Origin of the sequence: Aeromonas sobria (assembly GCF_000820145.1) — a bacterium.
GTDB lineage: Bacteria > Pseudomonadota > Gammaproteobacteria > Enterobacterales > Aeromonadaceae > Aeromonas > Aeromonas sobria.
Genome location: NZ_CDBW01000017.1, coordinates 321,736 through 340,300, shown reverse-complemented (window position 1 = coordinate 340,300; position 18,565 = coordinate 321,736). Strand labels below are relative to the sequence as shown.

Annotated in this window: 11 protein-coding genes and 2 tRNA genes; 8 read left to right on the top strand and 5 right to left on the bottom strand. The window is 58.0% G+C overall.

Annotated elements, in window-relative coordinates; translation table 11 throughout:
* The 4 genes from BN1135_RS10145 to fdhF all read left to right on the top strand — a co-directional run.
* The coding region (locus BN1135_RS10145) for an IS1595 family transposase (protein WP_189987086.1) at positions 1-456 on the top strand (456 nt) is incomplete at its 5' end.
* Between the two features lie 593 nt (positions 457-1,049).
* Positions 1,050-5,294 carry an ATP-binding protein gene (locus BN1135_RS10140; protein WP_042020760.1) on the top strand — a complete coding sequence of 1,415 codons (4,245 nt, stop codon included), beginning with the start codon at positions 1,050-1,052 and terminating at the stop codon, positions 5,292-5,294.
* On the top strand, positions 5,287-6,498 hold the full coding sequence (locus BN1135_RS10135) for an EAL domain-containing response regulator (protein WP_042020758.1): 1,212 nt from the start codon (positions 5,287-5,289) through the stop codon (positions 6,496-6,498). The genes BN1135_RS10140 and BN1135_RS10135 overlap by 8 nt, the downstream gene beginning before the upstream one ends.
* A 576-nt stretch (positions 6,499-7,074) precedes the next feature.
* A complete protein-coding gene (gene fdhF, locus BN1135_RS10130; protein ID WP_042020756.1) occupies positions 7,075-11,238 on the top strand; it encodes a formate dehydrogenase subunit alpha in 4,164 nt (1,387 codons plus the stop codon).
* Positions 11,239-11,363: 125 nt separating this feature from the next.
* Here the strand turns inward: fdhF and BN1135_RS10125 are convergent, their stop codons facing one another.
* Positions 11,364-11,762 carry an META domain-containing protein gene (locus BN1135_RS10125; RefSeq protein ID WP_042020754.1) on the bottom strand — a complete coding sequence of 133 codons (399 nt, stop codon included), beginning with the start codon at positions 11,760-11,762 and terminating at the stop codon, positions 11,364-11,366.
* Between the two features lie 157 nt (positions 11,763-11,919).
* Between BN1135_RS10125 and BN1135_RS10120 the strand changes: the two genes are divergently transcribed.
* Positions 11,920-12,399 (top strand): hypothetical protein, encoded by a 480-nt coding sequence (locus tag BN1135_RS10120; protein WP_042020753.1) that lies wholly within the window; start codon positions 11,920-11,922, stop codon positions 12,397-12,399.
* A gap of 3 nt (positions 12,400-12,402) precedes the next feature.
* Here BN1135_RS10120 and BN1135_RS10115 read toward each other — a convergent pair whose 3' ends face one another.
* Together BN1135_RS10115 and BN1135_RS10110 are read right to left on the bottom strand one after the other, a co-directional pair.
* Positions 12,403-12,882 (bottom strand): putative 4-hydroxy-4-methyl-2-oxoglutarate aldolase, encoded by a 480-nt coding sequence (locus tag BN1135_RS10115; RefSeq protein WP_042020751.1) that lies wholly within the window; start codon positions 12,880-12,882, stop codon positions 12,403-12,405.
* A gap of 42 nt (positions 12,883-12,924) precedes the next feature.
* Positions 12,925-13,332 carry a DUF3293 domain-containing protein gene (locus tag BN1135_RS10110; protein WP_082186770.1) on the bottom strand — a complete coding sequence of 136 codons (408 nt, stop codon included), beginning with the start codon at positions 13,330-13,332 and terminating at the stop codon, positions 12,925-12,927.
* Between the two features lie 396 nt (positions 13,333-13,728).
* Between BN1135_RS10110 and arcA the strand changes: the two genes are divergently transcribed.
* Entirely contained in the window at positions 13,729-14,448 is a 720-nt protein-coding gene (arcA, locus tag BN1135_RS10105; protein WP_042020749.1) for a two-component system response regulator ArcA, read from the top strand.
* Between the two features lie 168 nt (positions 14,449-14,616).
* Here the strand turns inward: arcA and BN1135_RS10100 are convergent.
* Together BN1135_RS10100 and BN1135_RS10095 are read right to left on the bottom strand one after the other, a co-directional pair.
* Positions 14,617-14,691, bottom strand: a tRNA-Gly gene (locus BN1135_RS10100).
* Between the two features lie 17 nt (positions 14,692-14,708).
* Positions 14,709-14,782, bottom strand: a tRNA-Gly gene (locus tag BN1135_RS10095).
* Between the two features lie 201 nt (positions 14,783-14,983).
* Between BN1135_RS10095 and cydD the strand changes: the two genes are divergently transcribed.
* Both cydD and cydC read left to right on the top strand, forming a co-directional pair.
* The gene (cydD, locus tag BN1135_RS10090) at positions 14,984-16,753 is read left to right on the top strand and encodes a heme ABC transporter permease/ATP-binding protein CydD (RefSeq protein ID WP_042020748.1); all 1,770 of its coding nucleotides are present in this window, start codon (positions 14,984-14,986) and stop codon (positions 16,751-16,753) included.
* Positions 16,746-18,476 carry a heme ABC transporter ATP-binding protein/permease CydC gene (cydC, locus tag BN1135_RS10085; protein WP_042020746.1) on the top strand — a complete coding sequence of 577 codons (1,731 nt, stop codon included), beginning with the start codon at positions 16,746-16,748 and terminating at the stop codon, positions 18,474-18,476. Before cydD ends, cydC begins: the two co-directional genes overlap by 8 nt.
* The last annotated feature ends 89 nt before the right edge of the window (positions 18,477-18,565 follow it).

The window sequence follows — 18,565 nt, the reverse complement described above, 5'->3', positions numbered from 1 at the left end:
GGAGGGAAAGGCCGAACCCGGGGAACCGGGCCGGATTACATCCCGGTGATGGTGGTGCAGGACCGTGCTGGCCATCATGCAGATTTTCAGTTGGAAAAGATGAATGCCGAAACAGTTATCGCGGTCTTGAAGCCCCTTGTCTCGCCGGATGCAGTGTTGTGTAGCGATGGCGCGGGGGTGTATGCCAGTTTCAGTAAAGTGCAGGGAGTGACTCATAAGGTGGTGCGCAATCGTCAAGGTGAACGGGTCATGGGGGCATACCACATTCAACATGTAAACGGGTATCACCATAGGTTGAAGGAGTGGATGGAGCGTTTCCATGGAGTAGCAACTCATTACCTGAGGAATTATCTGGGTTGGCGCAGGATGCTGGAGCGTTACGGGAAGGGAGTGAATATCAAAGCGTGTTTGCATGAGGCGCTGGGGCACCCCATGCAACACGTAATTGGGACATAGCCTTTTACATCGTGTACCACCACCATTCACGCATTAAAATGAAAAATAAATAAAATCATAACCCTATAATTCAAATTAAGAATCCCCAGCCCAAAATTAAGTTCCTCAAGGAACGAAAGAAGTACAGAAACCCGCATAGCGTAAGGCTTTGCGGTTTTTTTGTTGTCCGTAAAAGTCCGAGGGAGTCGTTGATTTCCCGCAAGAGGCCTATGGGTGTCATTTTAACCCCTTCGTAACATCAGTGGTGCTGCCAACGGCCAAGCCGGACGAGCAGCTGGCCAAAGAGTACAATTTGGCTAACAGGGGCGAGCCTTACCCGAGATTAAAACCAAATGCTCCCCACTTGTAACTGTTCAATTACTGCGGGCCAAATGACAAGAAGGGCGGCCCCGAAAATCTGGCATATTGGATCAATCCCGTTTCTATTCAGAAATCCAATAAACAACATCAATGATATTCACAATGGATTGATGCACTCAGAAGGTGGAAGTCATTCCCTGGTTCAGGAAACATTCAGTTTCATGCCAGATTCGCATTGAAGGCCCTCTTTGAAACCACTTAAACTATGTGCCTAATTTCGGTAGGACCCCTTTATGCTCCGTCAATGTCAGCGCCTATTCTCCTTTATCCTGCTACTACTCTGCTGCATGGGGGCGCACGCCAATACATCTTTGAATGAAGATGAACTGGATTTTGCTGAACGCGCTTGGCTCTCTTCTAACAAAGAGCTGATCATCGGTATGCCGATGATGGGGGATCCTCCCTACAGCTATAAAGATGCAGAACAGCGGTTTTCCGGTCCGGTCCCCGAAATGGCGCAGCAGATCGCCAGAAAGCTTGGTTTGACCCTGCGCTACAAGAACTATTCCTCCTACGCCAAGGCCTTGATAGGCCTGCAGCACAGTAACGTTCACATGCTGATCAACTATCAGCCCGGTGAACAATGGCGGGACAATCTTGTTTCCATCCCCTTTTTACTCGCTACGCCAAGGGGTGTGCTGCTAGCTAATGGCAAAACTGTGCTGTCTCAGCAAGATGCCCACACCTTGCGCTGGGTCTGTGTCGCCGGCGTCAGCTCATGCAATGAATTGAAAAAATTGGGCATGAAGCGGGTGGTCGAGGCGGACAGCGATAGTGAGGCGGCCTTTATGATCAAGCAGCGGCTGGCTGATGCCTATATGGCTGATATACCGTCGTTGTTGATGCTGCAAGAGCAACACCCCAACACCGGATTTACCATAACCATGCCAGCCTGGGTTGCCTCCACGTCACTTGCTATCAATATGAATCAGCAAAATGCTGCCCTGGTTAGCCTGGTCAGCAAGGCATTTAACGAGATACCCGCTGAAGATCGCCGTCAGATACTGGAGGCGACCACCGCGAACCAGGGGACAGGCGCCGGAGAGAGCGCATCGATTCAACTGAGTGCCGACGAGCGGCAGTGGCTCAGTCAACATCCAATCCTCACCTACGGTGTCTCCCCTCACTGGACATCAATGAGCGAGTTCAATTATTGGGGGCAGATGGTCGGATTTGTGGCCGACTTGATGGCGTTGATGCATCAATATTCCGGACTGGAGTTCTCTCTGGTACGCACTAATAACTGGAGTGAAACCCAAAATCTGCTGAAGTTACAACAGATTGATTTTATTCCTGCGATAGCCCCAACTCGCGAACGCAATCATTTTGCGCTGTTTACCCCCGGATATCTGTTTGTCGATCGGGTAGTCATTGGCCCCAAAGGCAGCACCAATTTATCCACTATTTCGTCGTTACAGGGCAAGCGAATAGGCATGGTGCTGGGGTCGGTAGACAAAGCACTGTTGATGACAGTTGGAGCACATGTCGTCGAAGTACACAGTGACGGCCGGTTGCTGGAACTGCTGGATAACGGCGATGCAGATTATGTGATGCTGCCCCTGCCATCAATTGATCAACGGATGAGTGAGCGCTACGAGGTCGTCTACACCGGGAAGGATTTGCGCCTCCCGCTGGCCATGGCGACTCGACCAGACCCCATGCTGCAGCAAATCCTGACCAAGGTGCTCTATTCGATACCACCTGAAGAGATCAAAAAACTGGAGCAACGCTGGCTGTCGATGAGCGTGCAAACCGGGATCAATACCGAAACCGTGCTGCTCTGGTTTGTCATGGTTGGTGCGGCGGCGACCCTGCTGTTTGCCCTGTTCTGGGCGTGGACTCGCACTCTACAACGCGAAATCGTGCAACGGCAGCAGGCAGAGGAAAAACTCAACCAGCAATTGTTGTTTGTGCAGACTTTGCTCGATTCCCTGCCCAACATGGTGGCCTTGCGGGATCGACAACACCAGCTAACCCTGTGTAACAAAGCCTATCGATCGCTGTTTATCGGTACTGATCCCGCTGGCGATGGCTGGGGCCACATGACCCCTCCCGAGCGGGAGCAGATGCTGCGCGACGAGCAGCGGGTTTGGGACACCGGAGAGATGTTTGAAGGCACAGGTCAAACACGGCGACCAGACAAAGATCCCCTTAATGTTGTCTATATCAAACAGCCTTACCGCGCATCCGATGGCACGGTTCAGGGGATATTAACGGTATTAACCGATATCAGCGCCCTGACTGCGGCCGAAGACAAAGTCCGTGAAGTGGAAGCCCGGCTGCGGGATATCACCGACAGCATGCCAGGGGTGGTCTATCAATATCTGTGGCAAGGCGTTGGCAAGGGGCGCTTTTTATACTTGTCACAAGGGGTGAGTGGCATGCTGGGCATTCCCCAACAGACCTTGCTTGAATCAGAGTCCGGTGGTGCCATCTTCGGTCTGGACGAGGAGATTCTGGCAGTATTTGCCGAGGAGGTGGCCACCCATGCCCGTACCCTTGCGCCACTGGAGCTGGAAGTCAAAGTGCCCACCCTGCAAGGTGAACGCGATTTACAGATTCGTGGCAACTTTGTACAACAAAAGTGTGGCGATCTGTTGCTGAACGGGGTGGTGCAAGATATCACCATCCTTAAGCAGCAAGAGCACGAACTGCGTAAAGCCCGCGCCTATGCCGAGCATGCGATGCAGGCCCGTAGCCGCTTTTTGGCCACCATGAGCCATGAGCTGAGAACCCCCATCTCGGGCATGCACGGCATGCTGGAGCTACTGCGCATGAGCGAGCTCAATGATGACCAGCGCTATCTGCTGCGCAATGTGGAGAGCTCGGCCAATAACCTGCTTTATCTGGTCAACGACATCCTCGATTTTTCCAAAATTGAAGCCGGTCAGCTCAACCTCAACACCCAATCATGCCGGTTGCAATCGGTCATCTGTGATGTGATCCGTGGCCATGCCACTTTGGCCTATGGCAAAGGGTTGAACGTGGCGATCCACTGGGATGATGCCCTGCCTGATCTGGCAGATATCGACCCGATCAGAGTCGGCCAGGTTATCTCCAACCTGCTCAATAATGCGGTGAAATTCACCGAGCGAGGCTCTGTTACTATCCGGGCCCGTTACGATGAACAGCAGTTGGTGATCGCCGTCGCTGATACCGGGATCGGTATCGCCACAGAGAAACTCGGGCTGCTCTTCACCCCGTTTGAACAGGTGGAGTCCGATATCACCCGCCGCTTTGGCGGTACCGGTCTCGGTCTGACCATCTGTGAACAGTTAGTTAAAAAAATGGGCGGTACACTAGCGGTCAGCAGTCAGGCCGGTGAAGGCTCCTGTTTCAGTTTCACGATCCCATTGGTGAATGGTCTGTGGGAACCCCTGGCCCTCGCGGGCAGCGAATGGTGGTTTGTCGGTGATGACCCTGGCTTGCAGGCCACCATGGCACGGCTGGGGGCCACATTAATGCCACTGGATGCACAGCTGCTTACAGAAGATCTGAGCGGTTTGCTACTGGCTGAAGAGTGCGCCCTTGAAACGGCGCTGGGGAGTGGCTGGCACACCTTGTTGCTAAACAGTTCACTCAAAGGGGTAGTGGTCTCGCCTCGTGAAGCGCTGCGGGCACGCATGGGCTCCGAACACTGGTGGCGTCTGGGCCACTCCCCCCTCTATCCTGACCTCTTGCTCGAGAGCTGTCGCGAATTGACGACCGAGCGAGCAGTCACCCACGGGATAGCCAGCATCGAAAAACTGGGGGGCCGAGTGCTGGTAGCAGACGATCATCTGGTCAATCGTGCGCTGCTGACCCGCCAGCTGGCTATTTTGGGGGTAGATTGCCACGTGGTGGAAGATGGCGAAAAAGCGTTGCATGCCTGGAAAAATGAGCACTTCGCGCTACTGCTCACCGACTGCCATATGCCAAAGCTGGATGGTTACACTCTGACCCAAACCTTGCGGGCAGAAGGGGTAGAGGCCCCGATCATCGGGGTCACCGCCGACACCTCGGAAGAAGCATCTGCTCGTATGGAGGCCGCGGGCATGAATGGCATGCTGTTCAAACCCTACTCGCTGGAGTCGCTGCGCCAGATGTTAACCCGCTGGTTGCCTGCGGCACCTGCAGTTGCAACCAGCTTGTCAGAGCCGGACACCGTCTCCACATTAGGCGAACGCTGGCAAGGGCTGTTTGGCGATCTCGAGACCGCCAAAAGCATGGCCAGTGAGTACATCGCCTCTAATCGCAAAGATTGCAAAGATATGGAGGAAGCGATCGCCGCTGGTGATAGTGAAGAATTAGTGGAGGTCGCCCACCGTATCAAGGGGGCAGCCAGAATGGTTGGTGAAGTACTGTTGGCAGCACAGGCGGCTAAGCTTGAATCTGCGGCGCGTCTGAAACAACTCAATGAGCTTGAACATTTGGGGCAAGGGGTAAGCGAATTGATGAACGACGTTGAACATAAAATGGGATTGTGGCTCCATGAATAACGCGGCAAATGAGCTGGTCATCATGGTCGTGGAAGACCATGCGTTTCAGCGCAAGACCCTGATGCACCAGATCCGTGGGCTCGGTTATCAACACCTGCTGGAGGCGGGGGACGGCATCGAGGCGCTGACCCAGTGCCAGAATCACAGCATCGACATTGTGCTGTGCGACCTGCGGATGCCCGGCATGGATGGCATGGCGCTACTGCGCCGCCTCTCGCTGGGGGGCTTTCAAGGCGGAATCATCCTATCCAGTGCGCTGGAAGATGATGTGGTCGATGCAGTGCTGCGCATGAGCACCGCCTATGGCCTTCATGTACTGGGCCGCATCGACAAGCCGTCGAGCTCACAACAGTTGCAACAATTGATCCGTGCCTGGTCACCGGCCTCCGCCCCTGCTGGCAAGGAGGATGGCCCCACCCTCACGGTGGACGAGTTGCAGCGCGGCCTCGACAATGACCAGCTGTTGCCCTGGTACCAACCCAAGGTCGCCTTTGCGTCCGGCCAATGGGTAGGGATGGAGGCGCTGGCCCGCTGGCAGCATCCGCAACATGGCCTTATTTCACCCAACGTGTTTATTCCCCTGGCCGAAAATAACGGTCTTATCGATCAGCTGACCGAGGTCATCATCAACAAGTCGTTGCAAGATTGTCACCTGTGGGAACAGACCGGCCTCTCCCTCAATCTGTCGATGAACCTGTCAAGCACCTCGCTGATCGAGGGAGATCTCTGCCACAGCCTGATCAACCAGTGCCAGCGCTGGGGTGTCAACCCTGAGCTGATCACCCTGGAAGTGACCGAAAGCTCGTTCGTGCAGGATCTTGGCAAGGCACTGGAAGCGCTCACCCGACTGCGGATGCACGGCTTTGGCCTCTCTATCGACGACTTCGGTACCGGCTACTCCTCGATGCAACAGCTGACACTGCTGCCCTTTACCGAGCTGAAACTGGATCGCTCGTTTGTCGATCGCTGCTATGCCGATCCTTCACGCCTGGCCATTATCGAGTCCAGTATCGAACTGGCTCGCAAGCTGGGGCTCAAATCGGTCGCCGAAGGGGTTGAAGATGTACAGACCTGGCAGTTACTGGCCAAACTGGGCTGCGATGTCTGCCAGGGATTTTTCAGTGCCCGCCCGATGCCACGCAATGAGCTGCAAGACTGGCACCAGATTTGGCAAGCCAGATTACCGACGCTGATCTCGCACTGAGCCGAAAAGCCACCCGGTGAGCGATTAAAAGCCCATTGGCACTGGCGGTTAAAGCCCTGATATCCCCCCGATAGCACAGCCACCTTGCAAGAGGTGGTTGCTTGTTATTGAGCGGCAGTTGTTCACGCCCAAACGCGGTTATCTCTTGCTGTGATATTTCCGACCACTGACTCCAGTCATTGGATCCGGTCACGACCGCCGGTCATGCAGCATCGCCTGATGCGGTTGCACCATCTACCATCTTCAAAAAAAGTTGAAAATACAGGCTCAACACAACCTGCTCCTTATGGAACTCTGGCCCCTGTTACAACCAGCTCAAATCTGACATGCACAGTAATAAACGGCTTATCTGGTAACGAAAAACAACGAAACCTCTCATTTGTCCATCTAACTTCGGTCCTAATCACCACCCTGAAATCGTTTTCTTGTTTAGCGCAATAACCTGTCCAAAATCAAATAAAGTTGTAAATAATATTTGTTATGGTGAGTGCATAGCACGCGACGTCCCTGTCGCCTCCCCTGCTGGCTCCGCCAGATGCAGCATTTTCTGCGCCTTGAATGCGAGTTTATGACGCCATGATCACCATTACTCTCGATGGGGCTCAGTTGACGGTTGACCCGACCCAGACCCTGCTCCATATCGCCAAACAGCACCAGATCGACATTCCCTCCCTGTGCGGTGACAACACCAGCGCCCCCAAGACACCGTGCGATCTCTGCGTGGTCGAGATTGCCGGACTCGGCATCCGCCGCGCCTGCGAGACCCGCCCCGAGGCAGGGATGGTGATCACCAGCCACAGCGATGCCCTGAGCACCCACCGCCAGCAGGCGCTCGGCCGCATCCTCTCGGATCACTACGCCGATTGCGAGGCTCCCTGCCAGCGCGCCTGCCCGGCCGGGGTGGACATTCAATCCTATCTGCACCACATCGCCATGGGGGAGCACGAAGCGGCGATGGCAGTCATCAAGCAAACCCTGCCGATGCCCCTCTCCATCGGCCGGGTCTGCCCCGCTTTTTGTGAGGCGGAGTGCCGCCGCGCGCTGGTGGATGAGCCGCTGGCCATTCGCCACCTCAAGCGCCACGCAGCAGATCTGGACCTGGCAGAAGCGGCCCCCTATCAACCAGCAAAGAAGCCCGCCAAGGGCAAGCGGGTTGCCATCATCGGCAGCGGCCCGGGCGGCCTCACTTGTGGTTACTATCTGGGTTACGAGGGGTTCGAGGTCGACCTGTTTGAGGCGATGCCCGAGGCGGGTGGCTGGCTGCGCTACGGCATCCCCGAGTACCGGCTGCCCAAGGCGATCCTCGATCAGGAGATCGACCTGATGTGCCAGAGTGGCATGCGGATCCACACCAAGCAGCGACTGGGCCACCAGCTCTCCCTCTCGGCGCTGTGCCGCGACTATGATGCGGTCTGTCTGGCGGTCGGCGCCTCCAAGGCCGTATCGATGGATTACCCTGGCAGCACCCTGGGCGGCTGTTATCTCGGGGTTGATTACCTCAAGGATCAGATGCTCACCAAGCGGCTCACCACCGGCAAAAGAGTTGCGGTGATCGGCGGCGGCAACACCGCCATCGACTGCGCCCGCACGGCGGTGAGGCTGGGGGCAGAAACCACCCTGATCTATCGCCGCACCCGCGCCGAGATGCCCGCCGAAGCGTACGAGATCGACGAGGCGGAGCAGGAAGGGGTGCGCTTCATGATGCTGACCAATCCGGTAGAGAATCTGCCGGATAGCCGTGGTCGCGTCTGTCAGGTGCGCCTCGAGAAGATGGCCCTCGGCGAGCCGGACGCCTCCGGTCGCCGCCGCCCGGAGCCCACCGGCGAATTCCTCATCGAAGAGTTCGATACCGTGATTGCGGCTGTGTCGCAGCAGCCGGATCTCAGCTTTATGGAAGGGGAGCCCCTCACCCTCCCCTTCACCCGCTGGCAAACTTTAGAGTCCCATCCCGAGACCATGCACAGCGGCCACGGCAACCTGTTCGCCATCGGCGATCTGCGCCGTGGACCCGCCACCGCCATCGAGGCGGTCGCCGATGGTCGCAAGGCGGCGCTGGCCATCGATCAGTTCCTCCACGGTGACATGGTTGATCCGGTTCGCCCCTTCAACGCCTGCAAGGCCCCCAAACTCAAGCAGGTCGATCCCGCCCAGTTTGCCCACCTCAAGCAAGTCGCCCGCACCATCATGCCCCATCTGGCAGATAAGGATCGCGAGGGCAGCTTTGCCGAGGTGGAGCGCGGTTTGAGTGACAACGATGCCCGCAGCGAGGCCAGCCGCTGCCTCGAGTGCGGCTGTCAGGCCAACACCGATTGTGCACTGCGCGACTACGCCACCGAATACAAGGTCGAGCAGAGCACCCTCGATACCCGCCAGTGCCAGAAGTTTGCCGTGGATAACAGCAGCGAATTTATCGTGTTCGATGCCAACCGCTGCATCGGCTGTGGCCAGTGCGTACAGACCTGCGGCCAGCAGGCGGTACAAGGGGTACTGCGCTTTGCCAAGAGCAGCGATGGCTCCCTCTCGAACCGGCCGCAGTTCGATGCCGGGCTGGCGATGGGCGACTCCCATTGCGTGCAGTGCGGCGCCTGTGTACAGGTCTGCCCCACCGGCGCCCTGGTGGATGCCCGCGACAAGTCGCAGGGGCGCACCGAGCTGCTCACGCCGGTCAATACCATCTGTACCTACTGCGGGGTCGGCTGCGGCGTCACCCTCTATGTCGATGAGGCGCGCAACCGCATCCGCTATGTGGAGGGGAACCGCAACTCACCGGTCAATCAGGGGCAGCTCTGCGTCAAGGGACGCTTCGGCTTTGACTTTATCCAGAGCGAGGAGCGCCTCACTACCCCGCTTATCCGCATAGATGGCGAGCTGGTGCCCGCCAGCTGGCAGGAGGCCATTGCCCTAGTCGCCGAGCGCTTCACCGCCCTGCGCCAGCACTATGGCAGCGATGCGCTGGCGGGTTTCTCGTCGGCCAAGACCACCAACGAAGAGAACTACCTGTTCCAGAAGTTCATGCGCCGGGAGCTGGGCACCAACAACGTGGATCACTGCGCGCGGCTCTGCCACGCCTCCACCGTCACCGGGCTGGAGGCATCGCTCGGCAGCGGCGCCATGACCAACGACATCCCGAGCATCGACCACTCGGATCTCATCTTCATCATCGGCTCCGACACCTCGGCAGCCCACCCCATCATCGGATCCCATATCAAGCGGGCCGTCACCATGGGCAAGGCGCGGCTGGTAGTGGCCGACCCGAAGCGGATCGAAATGGCCGACCACGCCAGCCTCTATCTGGCCCATCGCCCCGGCACCGACGTGATGCTGCTCAACGGCCTGATGCAGCAGATCATCCAGAACAACTGGCACGACAAGGCTTATATCGCCGCACGGGTGGAAGGGTTCGAGGCGCTGCAAGCCGAAGTGCTCTCCCCCGCCTATGCGCCGGACAAGGTGGCCCTCGTCACCGGCGTGCCGGCCGAGCAGGTGATCGAGCTCGCCCGCCTCATCGGCACCGCCGAACGCACCGCCATCTACTACTCGATGGGGATCACCCAGCACACCACCGGCCACGACAACGTGCGGGCCATCGCCAACCTGCAACTGCTGTGCGGCAACATCGGCATCGAAGGGGGCGGCATCAACCCGCTGCGGGGCCAGTCCAACGTGCAGGGTGCCTGCGACATGGGGGCACTGCCCAACTGCCTGCCCGGCTATCAGAAGGTGGCCAACCCCGAGGTGCATGCCCGCTTCGCAGCCGCCTGGCAGCAACCAGACTTGCCGCACACGCCTGGCCTCACCCTCACCGAGACCATAGATGCCGCCTGTGCGGGCAGCATCAAGGGACTCTATGTGATGGGTGAAAACCCGGTGCTGAGCGATCCGGATCAGCACCACGTTATCGAGGGGCTCAAGCAGCTGGAGTTTCTGGTGGTGCAGGATATCTTCCTCTCCGAAACAGCCCAACTGGCCGATGTGGTGCTCCCCTCCTGCTCCTTTGCCGAGAAGAGCGGCCACTTCACCAACACCGAGCGACGGGTGCAGCGCATCTCCCCTGCCCTCAAGGCGCCCGGTGAGGCGCGGGAGGATTGGTGGATCATCCAGCAGATCGCCAACGCCATGGGCGGCGACTGGCGCTATCAACACCCGCAGGAGATCACCGCCGAGATCTGCCGGGTCACCCCGCAATACGCCGGCATCCAGTGGGACAAGGTGGGGCCGGCAGGGTTGCAGTGGCCCTGCAACGACGGGACCCCCGAAGGCACTCGCCTGCTCCACGGCAAGCAGTTCACCCGTGGCAAGGGAGAGATGGTCGCCACCCCGTTCCGCTATGCCGCCGAACTGCCCGACGAGACCTATCCCATCGTGCTCACCACCGGCCGCCTGCTGGAGCAGTTCCACACCGGCACCATGACCCGCAAGACCAAGGGGCTCGACAAACTGGCTGGGCCACGGGTGATGATGAGCGTGGTGGACGCCGAGCGAATGGGTATCAGCAACAGTGAGCGGGTGAAGGTCACCAGCCGCCGCGGCCATATCGAACTGCCCGCCTTCGTCACCAAACGGATGCAGCCGGGCGTGGTGTTCATCCCGTTCCACTTTGCCGAAGCCCCGGCCAACCGACTCACCATCAATGCCACCGATCCCCACGCCAAGATCCCCGAGTTCAAGGTCGCGGCGGTGCGGATCGATAAACTGCCCACCACCATCACCTCACCCGATGAGACGGTGGCGACAACCTGAGCAAGCTAATGGGTTTACACAGCTAGTCCATCCGGGCAGAGCGAAAATCTGGCCATAAAAACAGAGCCACCCGACGGGTGGCTCTGAACGTATGACCAGTTAAGGTCATCAAATACGGTATGCCGTTATTTGGTGGCAGGCATGGCGTTGAAGGTGAGCAGGGCAGCCTTGTTGGCATCGCTCAGGGTCAGCTGGTTACCGTTGATGGAATAGGTAGCCACCTTCTCCAGCTTTTGCAGGTACTCCATCTCTTTGTTCATATCATCACCGATGCACATCATGCGGGTTGCCCCCATGGCGCCCAGCGTCAAGACACCGTCCCCCTGCTGGGTGATACCGCCAAAATAGCGGTTGCAGCCGCCCTTGCCCGCCACGTTGCCATCGGCAACTTGCAGGGTAAAGGTATCGCCGGTGGCGCCTTGCAGCTGCCAGCTGGATGCTTGCAGTTGAGCCATGCTGGAACCTGTTGCCATTGCGCAGCCTCCCAGAGCTAGCGCGGCCAGCAGAGTCAGTTTCTTGTTCATGGATTCACCTCTTAATAAATGGAGCCATCAATACGGCAGCCTGTTTATCATGGTCAGCGACCATGCCAAAGGATTTAATTGTGATCAAGCTTCACTTTACTCCCAACTGGCATGTGCCATGCTTAAGCTCAGTTCCGGACCCAGGGAGGGGAAACGAATGGTCAAATCGCTCATCATCACATTGCTTGCATCCTGCGCCAGCATGGCCGTACAGGCCGCCGACTGGGCAGTGGTTCAGCCACAATCCAACCCGTCTCTTTATGTCAAAAGTTACTCAGGGGTGCTGCTCAACGGCCATAGCCATCACAGCGACAGTTTTGATCTCTGGCTGGTCAATAGCGGCTATCAATATCCGGTGGTGGATGATGTGACCCTCTTTATGGAAGCGGGGCCAGCGGTGGCGGATCAAAATCGCCAATCGGGTTTCAATATGAGCTCAGGGGTACGTTACCAGCTATCACCCGAGCTCAATATCGGCAGCCAGATCAAGCATCTCGACCTTACTCAGGGCAGCACCCTGCTGGAGCTCAACTCCAGCCTGCTGCTGACCCCAAGGCTCTCCCTCACTGCCAACTATGGCGTCAGTGCCTTCACCGCAGATCAAGCGTTGAGCCTCGGGGTCGGTTTCAACTTCTGATGATCACAGCAGCGGTGTGGCGCTCACCACCACGCCGTTGCGATCCGCATAGACGTAATCCCCTTCGTGGATGGTCACCCCGGCAAAGCTGACCACGGCCCCTAACTCACCCAGCCCCCGCTTCTCGGTCTTCACCGGACAAGCCGCCAGCGCCTTGACCCCGAGCGCCAGGGTTGCCAAGGTGCCCACATCACGCGCCGCGCCGTGGATCAGGATCCCCTCCCATCCCTGCTCCACCGCTTTAATGGCCAGTTGATCGCCAAGCAGTGCACGGCGCAGCGAGCCACCACCGTCGATCACCATCACCTTGCCTTGACCGGGCCGGGTCACCAGTTCCCGCACCAGACTGTTATCTTCGTAACAGGAGAGAGTCACGGCGCGGCCATAGAAGATGGCCTTGCCGCCAAAATCCTGAAACACCGGGTCAGCCACTTGCAGCAGGTCGCCGTGCTGATCACAGAGGTCGGGCAAGAGATCCAGCATGATTAGATTCCTTTCAGATACATGAAGGTGTTCATTCTTTCATCAGGCAAGGTTTCTGGCAATCCAGAAGGATTCAATATTGCCCAGACAAACTGCTGATTTATCGGTCAATACCGGCACCAGCCAGAGCTGGCCATCCTCCACCCAGTAGATGGCATTCTGGCCAAAACGGGCTGCCACCTGACGGGCTTGCGGCAGGGATAGCGCCACTGCCAGCGATGACTCCTGCCAACGTTCGTCCGGGTCAGATCCCCAAAATGGACCCGCCACCGCCGCCTGCAATTCTAACGTCAACAGACGCCACAGTGCCCGTTCCCGCCGTCGATTGCGCCGCTCACCGACCCGCTGACTGGCAGGGTTCCAGGCGGTGATGATGGCAAACGCAGGCCAGTCTAGTGTCTCAAATGGCGCGATAAAGCAGATTTTCTTGTAGTTTTCCCACAAAATCATGTCAATCACATGTTACATTCCATTACATTTTATAAGGGCGAAAATGCGGTTCAGGCCAAGTATGATGCCGCTATGCTAGGGTTTGACCTATATCAAAACAGAGTTAAAAAGTTGCTATCTGACAGCAAAGAGTGTTGTTATGCTCCTGTTAACTGATAAAATGCGGCCACTTTCGTAATGGATGACCTTTCCAGGCTCTGCTCGACCAGACTTGTCGAGAACCTATAAGTGGCACAGGGATACTTGCCGGTACCAATGCCTAATTCGCGATATTCCGACCTGACACGCATACCCAGGATGACGTAATAAATTTTCAGGATCCGTCAGGAAATCGGTTTGAAACGCCAAAGAGTGTTAAATTTAAGATAATTAACTGATAAGAATCTGGGAATACTCATGCAAACACCACACATTCTGATCGTCGAAGACGAACTGGTCACACGCAATACCCTGAAAAGCATTTTCGAAGCAGAAGGCTACGCGGTTCTTGAAGCCAATAATGGCGATGAGATGCATCAAGCTCTCACCTCCCACACCATCAATCTGGTGATCATGGACATCAACCTGCCAGGCAAGAATGGCCTGCTGCTGGCTCGTGAGCTGCGTGAAAACGACAATATCGCTCTGATGTTCCTGACCGGTCGCGACAACGAAGTGGATAAAATTCTGGGCCTGGAGATCGGCGCTGATGATTACATCACCAAGCCGTTCAACCCCCGCGAGCTGACCATCCGTGCCCGTAACCTGCTGAGCCGCACCATGAACGTGGCAGCCGGTGGCGAAGAGAAGAAGCTGGTTGAGCGTTACCTGTTCAACAGCTGGGCACTGGATATCAACAGCCGCGCACTGGTCAGCCCGACTGGCGACATGTTCAAGCTGCCGCGCTCCGAGTTCCGCGCCATGCTGCACTTCTGCGAAAACCCGGGCCAGATCCAGACCCGTGCTGAATTGCTTAAGAAGATGACCGGCCGTGAGCTCAAGCCCCACGACCGTACTGTCGATGTGACCATCCGTCGCATTCGCAAGCACTTCGAAAGCGTCAATGACACCCCGGAGATCATCGCCACCATCCACGGCGAAGGCTACCGTTTCTGTGGTGAGCTGGAGCAGGAATAAGCTCTCGCTACGCTGTTGATCTGAAAAGGCGCCCTCGGCGCCTTTTCTGTCTCTGCGGTTTCCCTTAATGCAGAGATAATGCAGAAATACGGTGATCGTTGCGTCAAACGGTGAACAAGATGAAAAACAAAAAGCCCACTCGCAGGAGTGGGCTTTTTGTTTTGAAGCTGGAGCGGGCAGCGGGAATCGAACCCGCATCATCAGCTTGGAAGGCTGAGGTAATAGCCATTATACGATGCCCGCCTGGCATCTGAAATTGTTGGAGCGGGTGATGGGAATCGAACCCACGTATGCAGCTTGGGAAGCTACCGTTCTACCATTGAACTACACCCGCGTCAGGGCTCTTACTATATGCATTTTGCCGCCGAGCGCAATGCCGCATTTGCCACTTTTTTCAATAAATCAATCTGTTCGGACAAGGATTGAGCAGTCGGTTGCTTTTTCAAGCAAACATTTTCAGCACAGATAATTTACAAGGTTGCCAAGGCCAAACGGCAAGGATAGTCTTGCGCCACTCGACGCGAGGATGGTGGTAATGGATAAAAAAACGCAAAAACGTCTCTATGGCTGGTTGCGCAAGCAATCGAGTCACGGTCGCCGCTGGATCAGTCTCTCCATCGCTTTTGGCCTGGGTCAAGGCATGCTGATGGTGGCACAAGCCTGGTTGCTGGCAACCCTGCTACACCGCTTTATTATCGAGGGCTCAACTCCCGAACAATCCATCACGCTCTTTATTACCCTGCTGCTGGTGACCCTTGGCAAGGCAGCGCTGGCCTATGGCCGCGAAGTTGCCAGTTTCAAGGCGGGCAGCGCGGTGCGCCAGACCATCCGCCAGCTGGTGCTCACCCGCCTTAGCCGGCTTGGCCCCGCCTATATCCAGCGCCGCCCGGCCGGTAGCTGGGCCAGCCTGTTGCTGGAACAGATAGAAAACATGCAGGATTTCTTCTCCCGCTATCTGCCGCAGATGGCCATCGCCGTCTTTATTCCGGTGGTGATTCTGGTGGCAGTATTCCCGGTCAACTGGGCGGCTGGGTTGATCTTGCTCGGTACCGCACCCCTTATCCCATTTTTCATGATCCTGGTAGGGGTCGGCGCAGCTGATGCCAACCGCCGCAACTTTCAGTCGCTGGCCCGCCTCTCTGGCCACTTTCTTGATCGCCTGAAAGGGCTGCGCACCCTGCAGCTCTTTATGCGCACTCAGGCAGAAGGGGAAGCGATCCGCGATGCCTCGGAAGATTTTCGCGAGCGCACCATGGAAGTGCTGCGCCTTGCATTTCTCAGTACCGCCGTGCTGGAATTTTTTGCCGCCCTCTCGGTGGCACTGGTCGCCGTCTACTTCGGCTTCTCTTATATCGATCACCTCAATTTTGGCCACTATGGCGGCAAGGTCACCCTCTTTACCGGCCTGTTCGTGCTGTTTCTTGCCCCCGAGTTCTACGCCCCGCTGCGGGAACTGGGCGCCCACTACCACGCCAAGGCACAGGCCATCGGCGCCGCCGAGCAGTTGCTGGAGTTCCTCGAAGCCGAGGTGAGCGAACCCGCTGCAGGCAACACCCCGTTCCAGGCCGACAGCCCGGTCAAGGTAGAAGCCAAAGGGCTTGAGGTGCTGAGCGCCGAGGGCAAGGTACTGGTCGGCCCCATCGACTTCACCCTTGAGGCCGGTTCGCGCACCGCCCTCATCGGCGTCAGCGGCGCAGGCAAAAGCTCGCTGGTCAATGCCCTGCTTGGCTTTGCCCCCTATCGCGGCGAGCTCAAGGTGAACGGGCAGGAGCTCGCCTCCCTCGACATGACCCAGTGGCGATTGCAATTGGGCTGGCTCTCGCAGAACCCGCAGCTGTTCCACGCCTCCTTGCGTGACAACCTGCTGCTGGCCAAGCCAACGGCCAGTGACAGCGAGCTGGAAGATGCCCTGAAACGGGCACAGGCGTGGGAATTTGCCATGGAGAAGGGGCTCGACTATCCGGTCGGCGATCAGGCGGGCGGCCTCTCGGTCGGTCAGGCCCAGCGCCTCGCGCTGGCGCGAACCCTGCTCAAATCGACCCAACTGATGGTGCTCGACGAACCGACCGCCAGTCTTGATCGCCACTCCGAGCGCGCCATCATGACCACGCTCGAACAGGTCATCGCCAACCAGACCCTGCTGATGATCACCCACCGCCTCGACCAGCTCACCAAGATGGACAAGATCCTGGTGCTGGCGCGCGGCCAGCTGGTGGAGCAAGGCAGCTTCCAGCAATTGAGTCAGGCCGGAGGGCCTTTTGCCCACCTGCTGTCCCAACGTACCGGAGGTTCTCTCGATGACTGATCTGTTGCCATTTCTGCGCCTCTATCGCCAACACTGGCTCAGCCTCACCATTGGCTTGCTGCTGGCACTGGTGACCCTGGCCGCTGGCATGGGGCTGCTGTCGCTCTCCGGCTGGTTCCTCTCCGCCGCTGCCGTGGCGGGGATGACAGTTGCGAGCACCCATGCTTTTAACTACATGACCCCCGCGGGCGGCGTGCGTTTCTTCTCCATCATCCGCACTGCCGGTCGCTGGGGTGAGCGGGTGGTGAGCCACGATGCCACCTTCCGGGTGCTGACCCGACTGAGGGTCTGGTTCTGGCAAAAACTCTCGCCGCTCTCCACCGGCACCCTGGCCGGTTTCCGCCAAGCGGATCTGCTCAACCGACTGGTGGCCGACATAGATGCGATGGATCACGTCTATCTGCGGCTGATCACCCCCATCGGCGCAGCCCTGCTCAGCTGTGCTGGCCTGGTCTTCTTCCTGTCGTTTTTTGATAGCCGCCTCGCCCTGATCCTCGGTGCCATTCTGCTGTTTGGCATGATCGCCCTGCCGCTGGTGTTCTACTTCCTCGGTCGTCGTCCCGGTCAGGCACTGATTGCCGAAAAATCGACCCTGCGCACCCGCATGGTGGACTATCTGGATGGTCAGGCCGAACTGCAGATGTTTGCCGCCGCCCCCAAGGCGCTGGTTGAGCTGCAACAGGCCGAACAGGCGCTGCTCGCCGCACAGGCCCGCATGGCCAAGGTAAGCGGATTGGCCAACTTCTCGGTGCAGCTGCTGAGCGGCTGGACCCTGACCCTGATGCTCTGGCTGGCCGGTCATGGGGTGGCGGGTGCTACGCCCGATCCCATTACCGCGTTGATGGTGTTTGCCACCCTGGCAAGCTTCGAGGCACTGATGCCGCTGGCGGGTGCCTTCCAGCACCTCTCCACCAGCCTCACCTCGGCTCGCCGTTTGAATGAAATTTTGCAAGAGGCCAAGGCCCCCGAATGGGGCGACGAGCAGACCCACGCCACCGGTGGTGCGCTGCAGATCAGTGACCTCTACTTCGGCTATCCCGGCAACACTCAGCCGGTGCTGCGCGGCTGCACCCTGCAACTGCAAGCGGGCCAAAAGCTGGCGCTGCTGGGTCAGACCGGTTGTGGTAAATCGACTCTGATGGGGTTGCTGACCCGGGAGTGGAGCCCGCAAGCGGGCAAGATCCTGCTCGATGGCAAACCACTCACCGACTACAGCGAAGGGGCACTGCGCGCATCTATTTCAGTGGTGAGCCAGCGGGTACACCTGTTTGCCGATACCCTGCGAGGCAACCTCAAGCTGGCGGCACCGACCGCCACTGATGAGCAGCTGATTGCGGTACTGACCCAGGTCGGGCTGGCCAATCTGCTGGAAGATGAGGCGGGCCTCAACGCCTGGCTGGGAGACGGCGGCAGGCCGCTCTCCGGTGGCGAGCGTCGCCGCATCGGTCTTGCCCGCGCCCTGCTGCACGATGCGCCGCTCTGGCTACTCGATGAGCCGACCGAAGGGCTCGACAGCAAGACCGAGCGGGAGATCATGGACCTGCTGTTCAAGCTGGGGGCGGATCGCACCCTGCTGCTGATCTCCCACCGCTTGCTGGGGATGGAGCAGATGGACCGGATTGCCCTGATGGAAGAGGGGCAGATCCGCCTCTGCGCCCCTCACGATGAGCTGCTGGCGGATGATTACTACCGTAGCCTCTATCAGCGGCTGGCTCCGGTCTGATATCAGCCTGATATCAGACTGATGGGGGTCACACCCTGACACTCGGGCGCAAAACGGGGCTGGTCGCCACAGGCGGCTGGCCCCTATAA

Excerpts from the sequence above, each read along its gene's own strand:
- BN1135_RS10120 (WP_042020753.1), top strand. The coding sequence starts at position 11,920 with ATGGTCAAATCGCTCATCATCACATTGCTTGCATCCTGCGCCAGCATG.
- BN1135_RS10125 (WP_042020754.1), bottom strand. The coding sequence starts at position 11,762 with ATGAACAAGAAACTGACTCTGCTGGCCGCGCTAGCTCTGGGAGGCTGC.
- BN1135_RS10140 (WP_042020760.1), top strand. The coding sequence starts at position 1,050 with ATGCTCCGTCAATGTCAGCGCCTATTCTCCTTTATCCTGCTACTACTC.
- BN1135_RS10110 (WP_082186770.1), bottom strand. The coding sequence starts at position 13,332 with ATGATTTTGTGGGAAAACTACAAGAAAATCTGCTTTATCGCGCCATTT.
- BN1135_RS10135 (WP_042020758.1), top strand. The coding sequence starts at position 5,287 with ATGAATAACGCGGCAAATGAGCTGGTCATCATGGTCGTGGAAGACCAT.
- cydD (WP_042020748.1), top strand. The coding sequence starts at position 14,984 with ATGGATAAAAAAACGCAAAAACGTCTCTATGGCTGGTTGCGCAAGCAA.
- fdhF (WP_042020756.1), top strand. The coding sequence starts at position 7,075 with ATGATCACCATTACTCTCGATGGGGCTCAGTTGACGGTTGACCCGACC.
- cydC (WP_042020746.1), top strand. The coding sequence starts at position 16,746 with ATGACTGATCTGTTGCCATTTCTGCGCCTCTATCGCCAACACTGGCTC.
- BN1135_RS10115 (WP_042020751.1), bottom strand. The coding sequence starts at position 12,882 with ATGCTGGATCTCTTGCCCGACCTCTGTGATCAGCACGGCGACCTGCTG.
- arcA (WP_042020749.1), top strand. The coding sequence starts at position 13,729 with ATGCAAACACCACACATTCTGATCGTCGAAGACGAACTGGTCACACGC.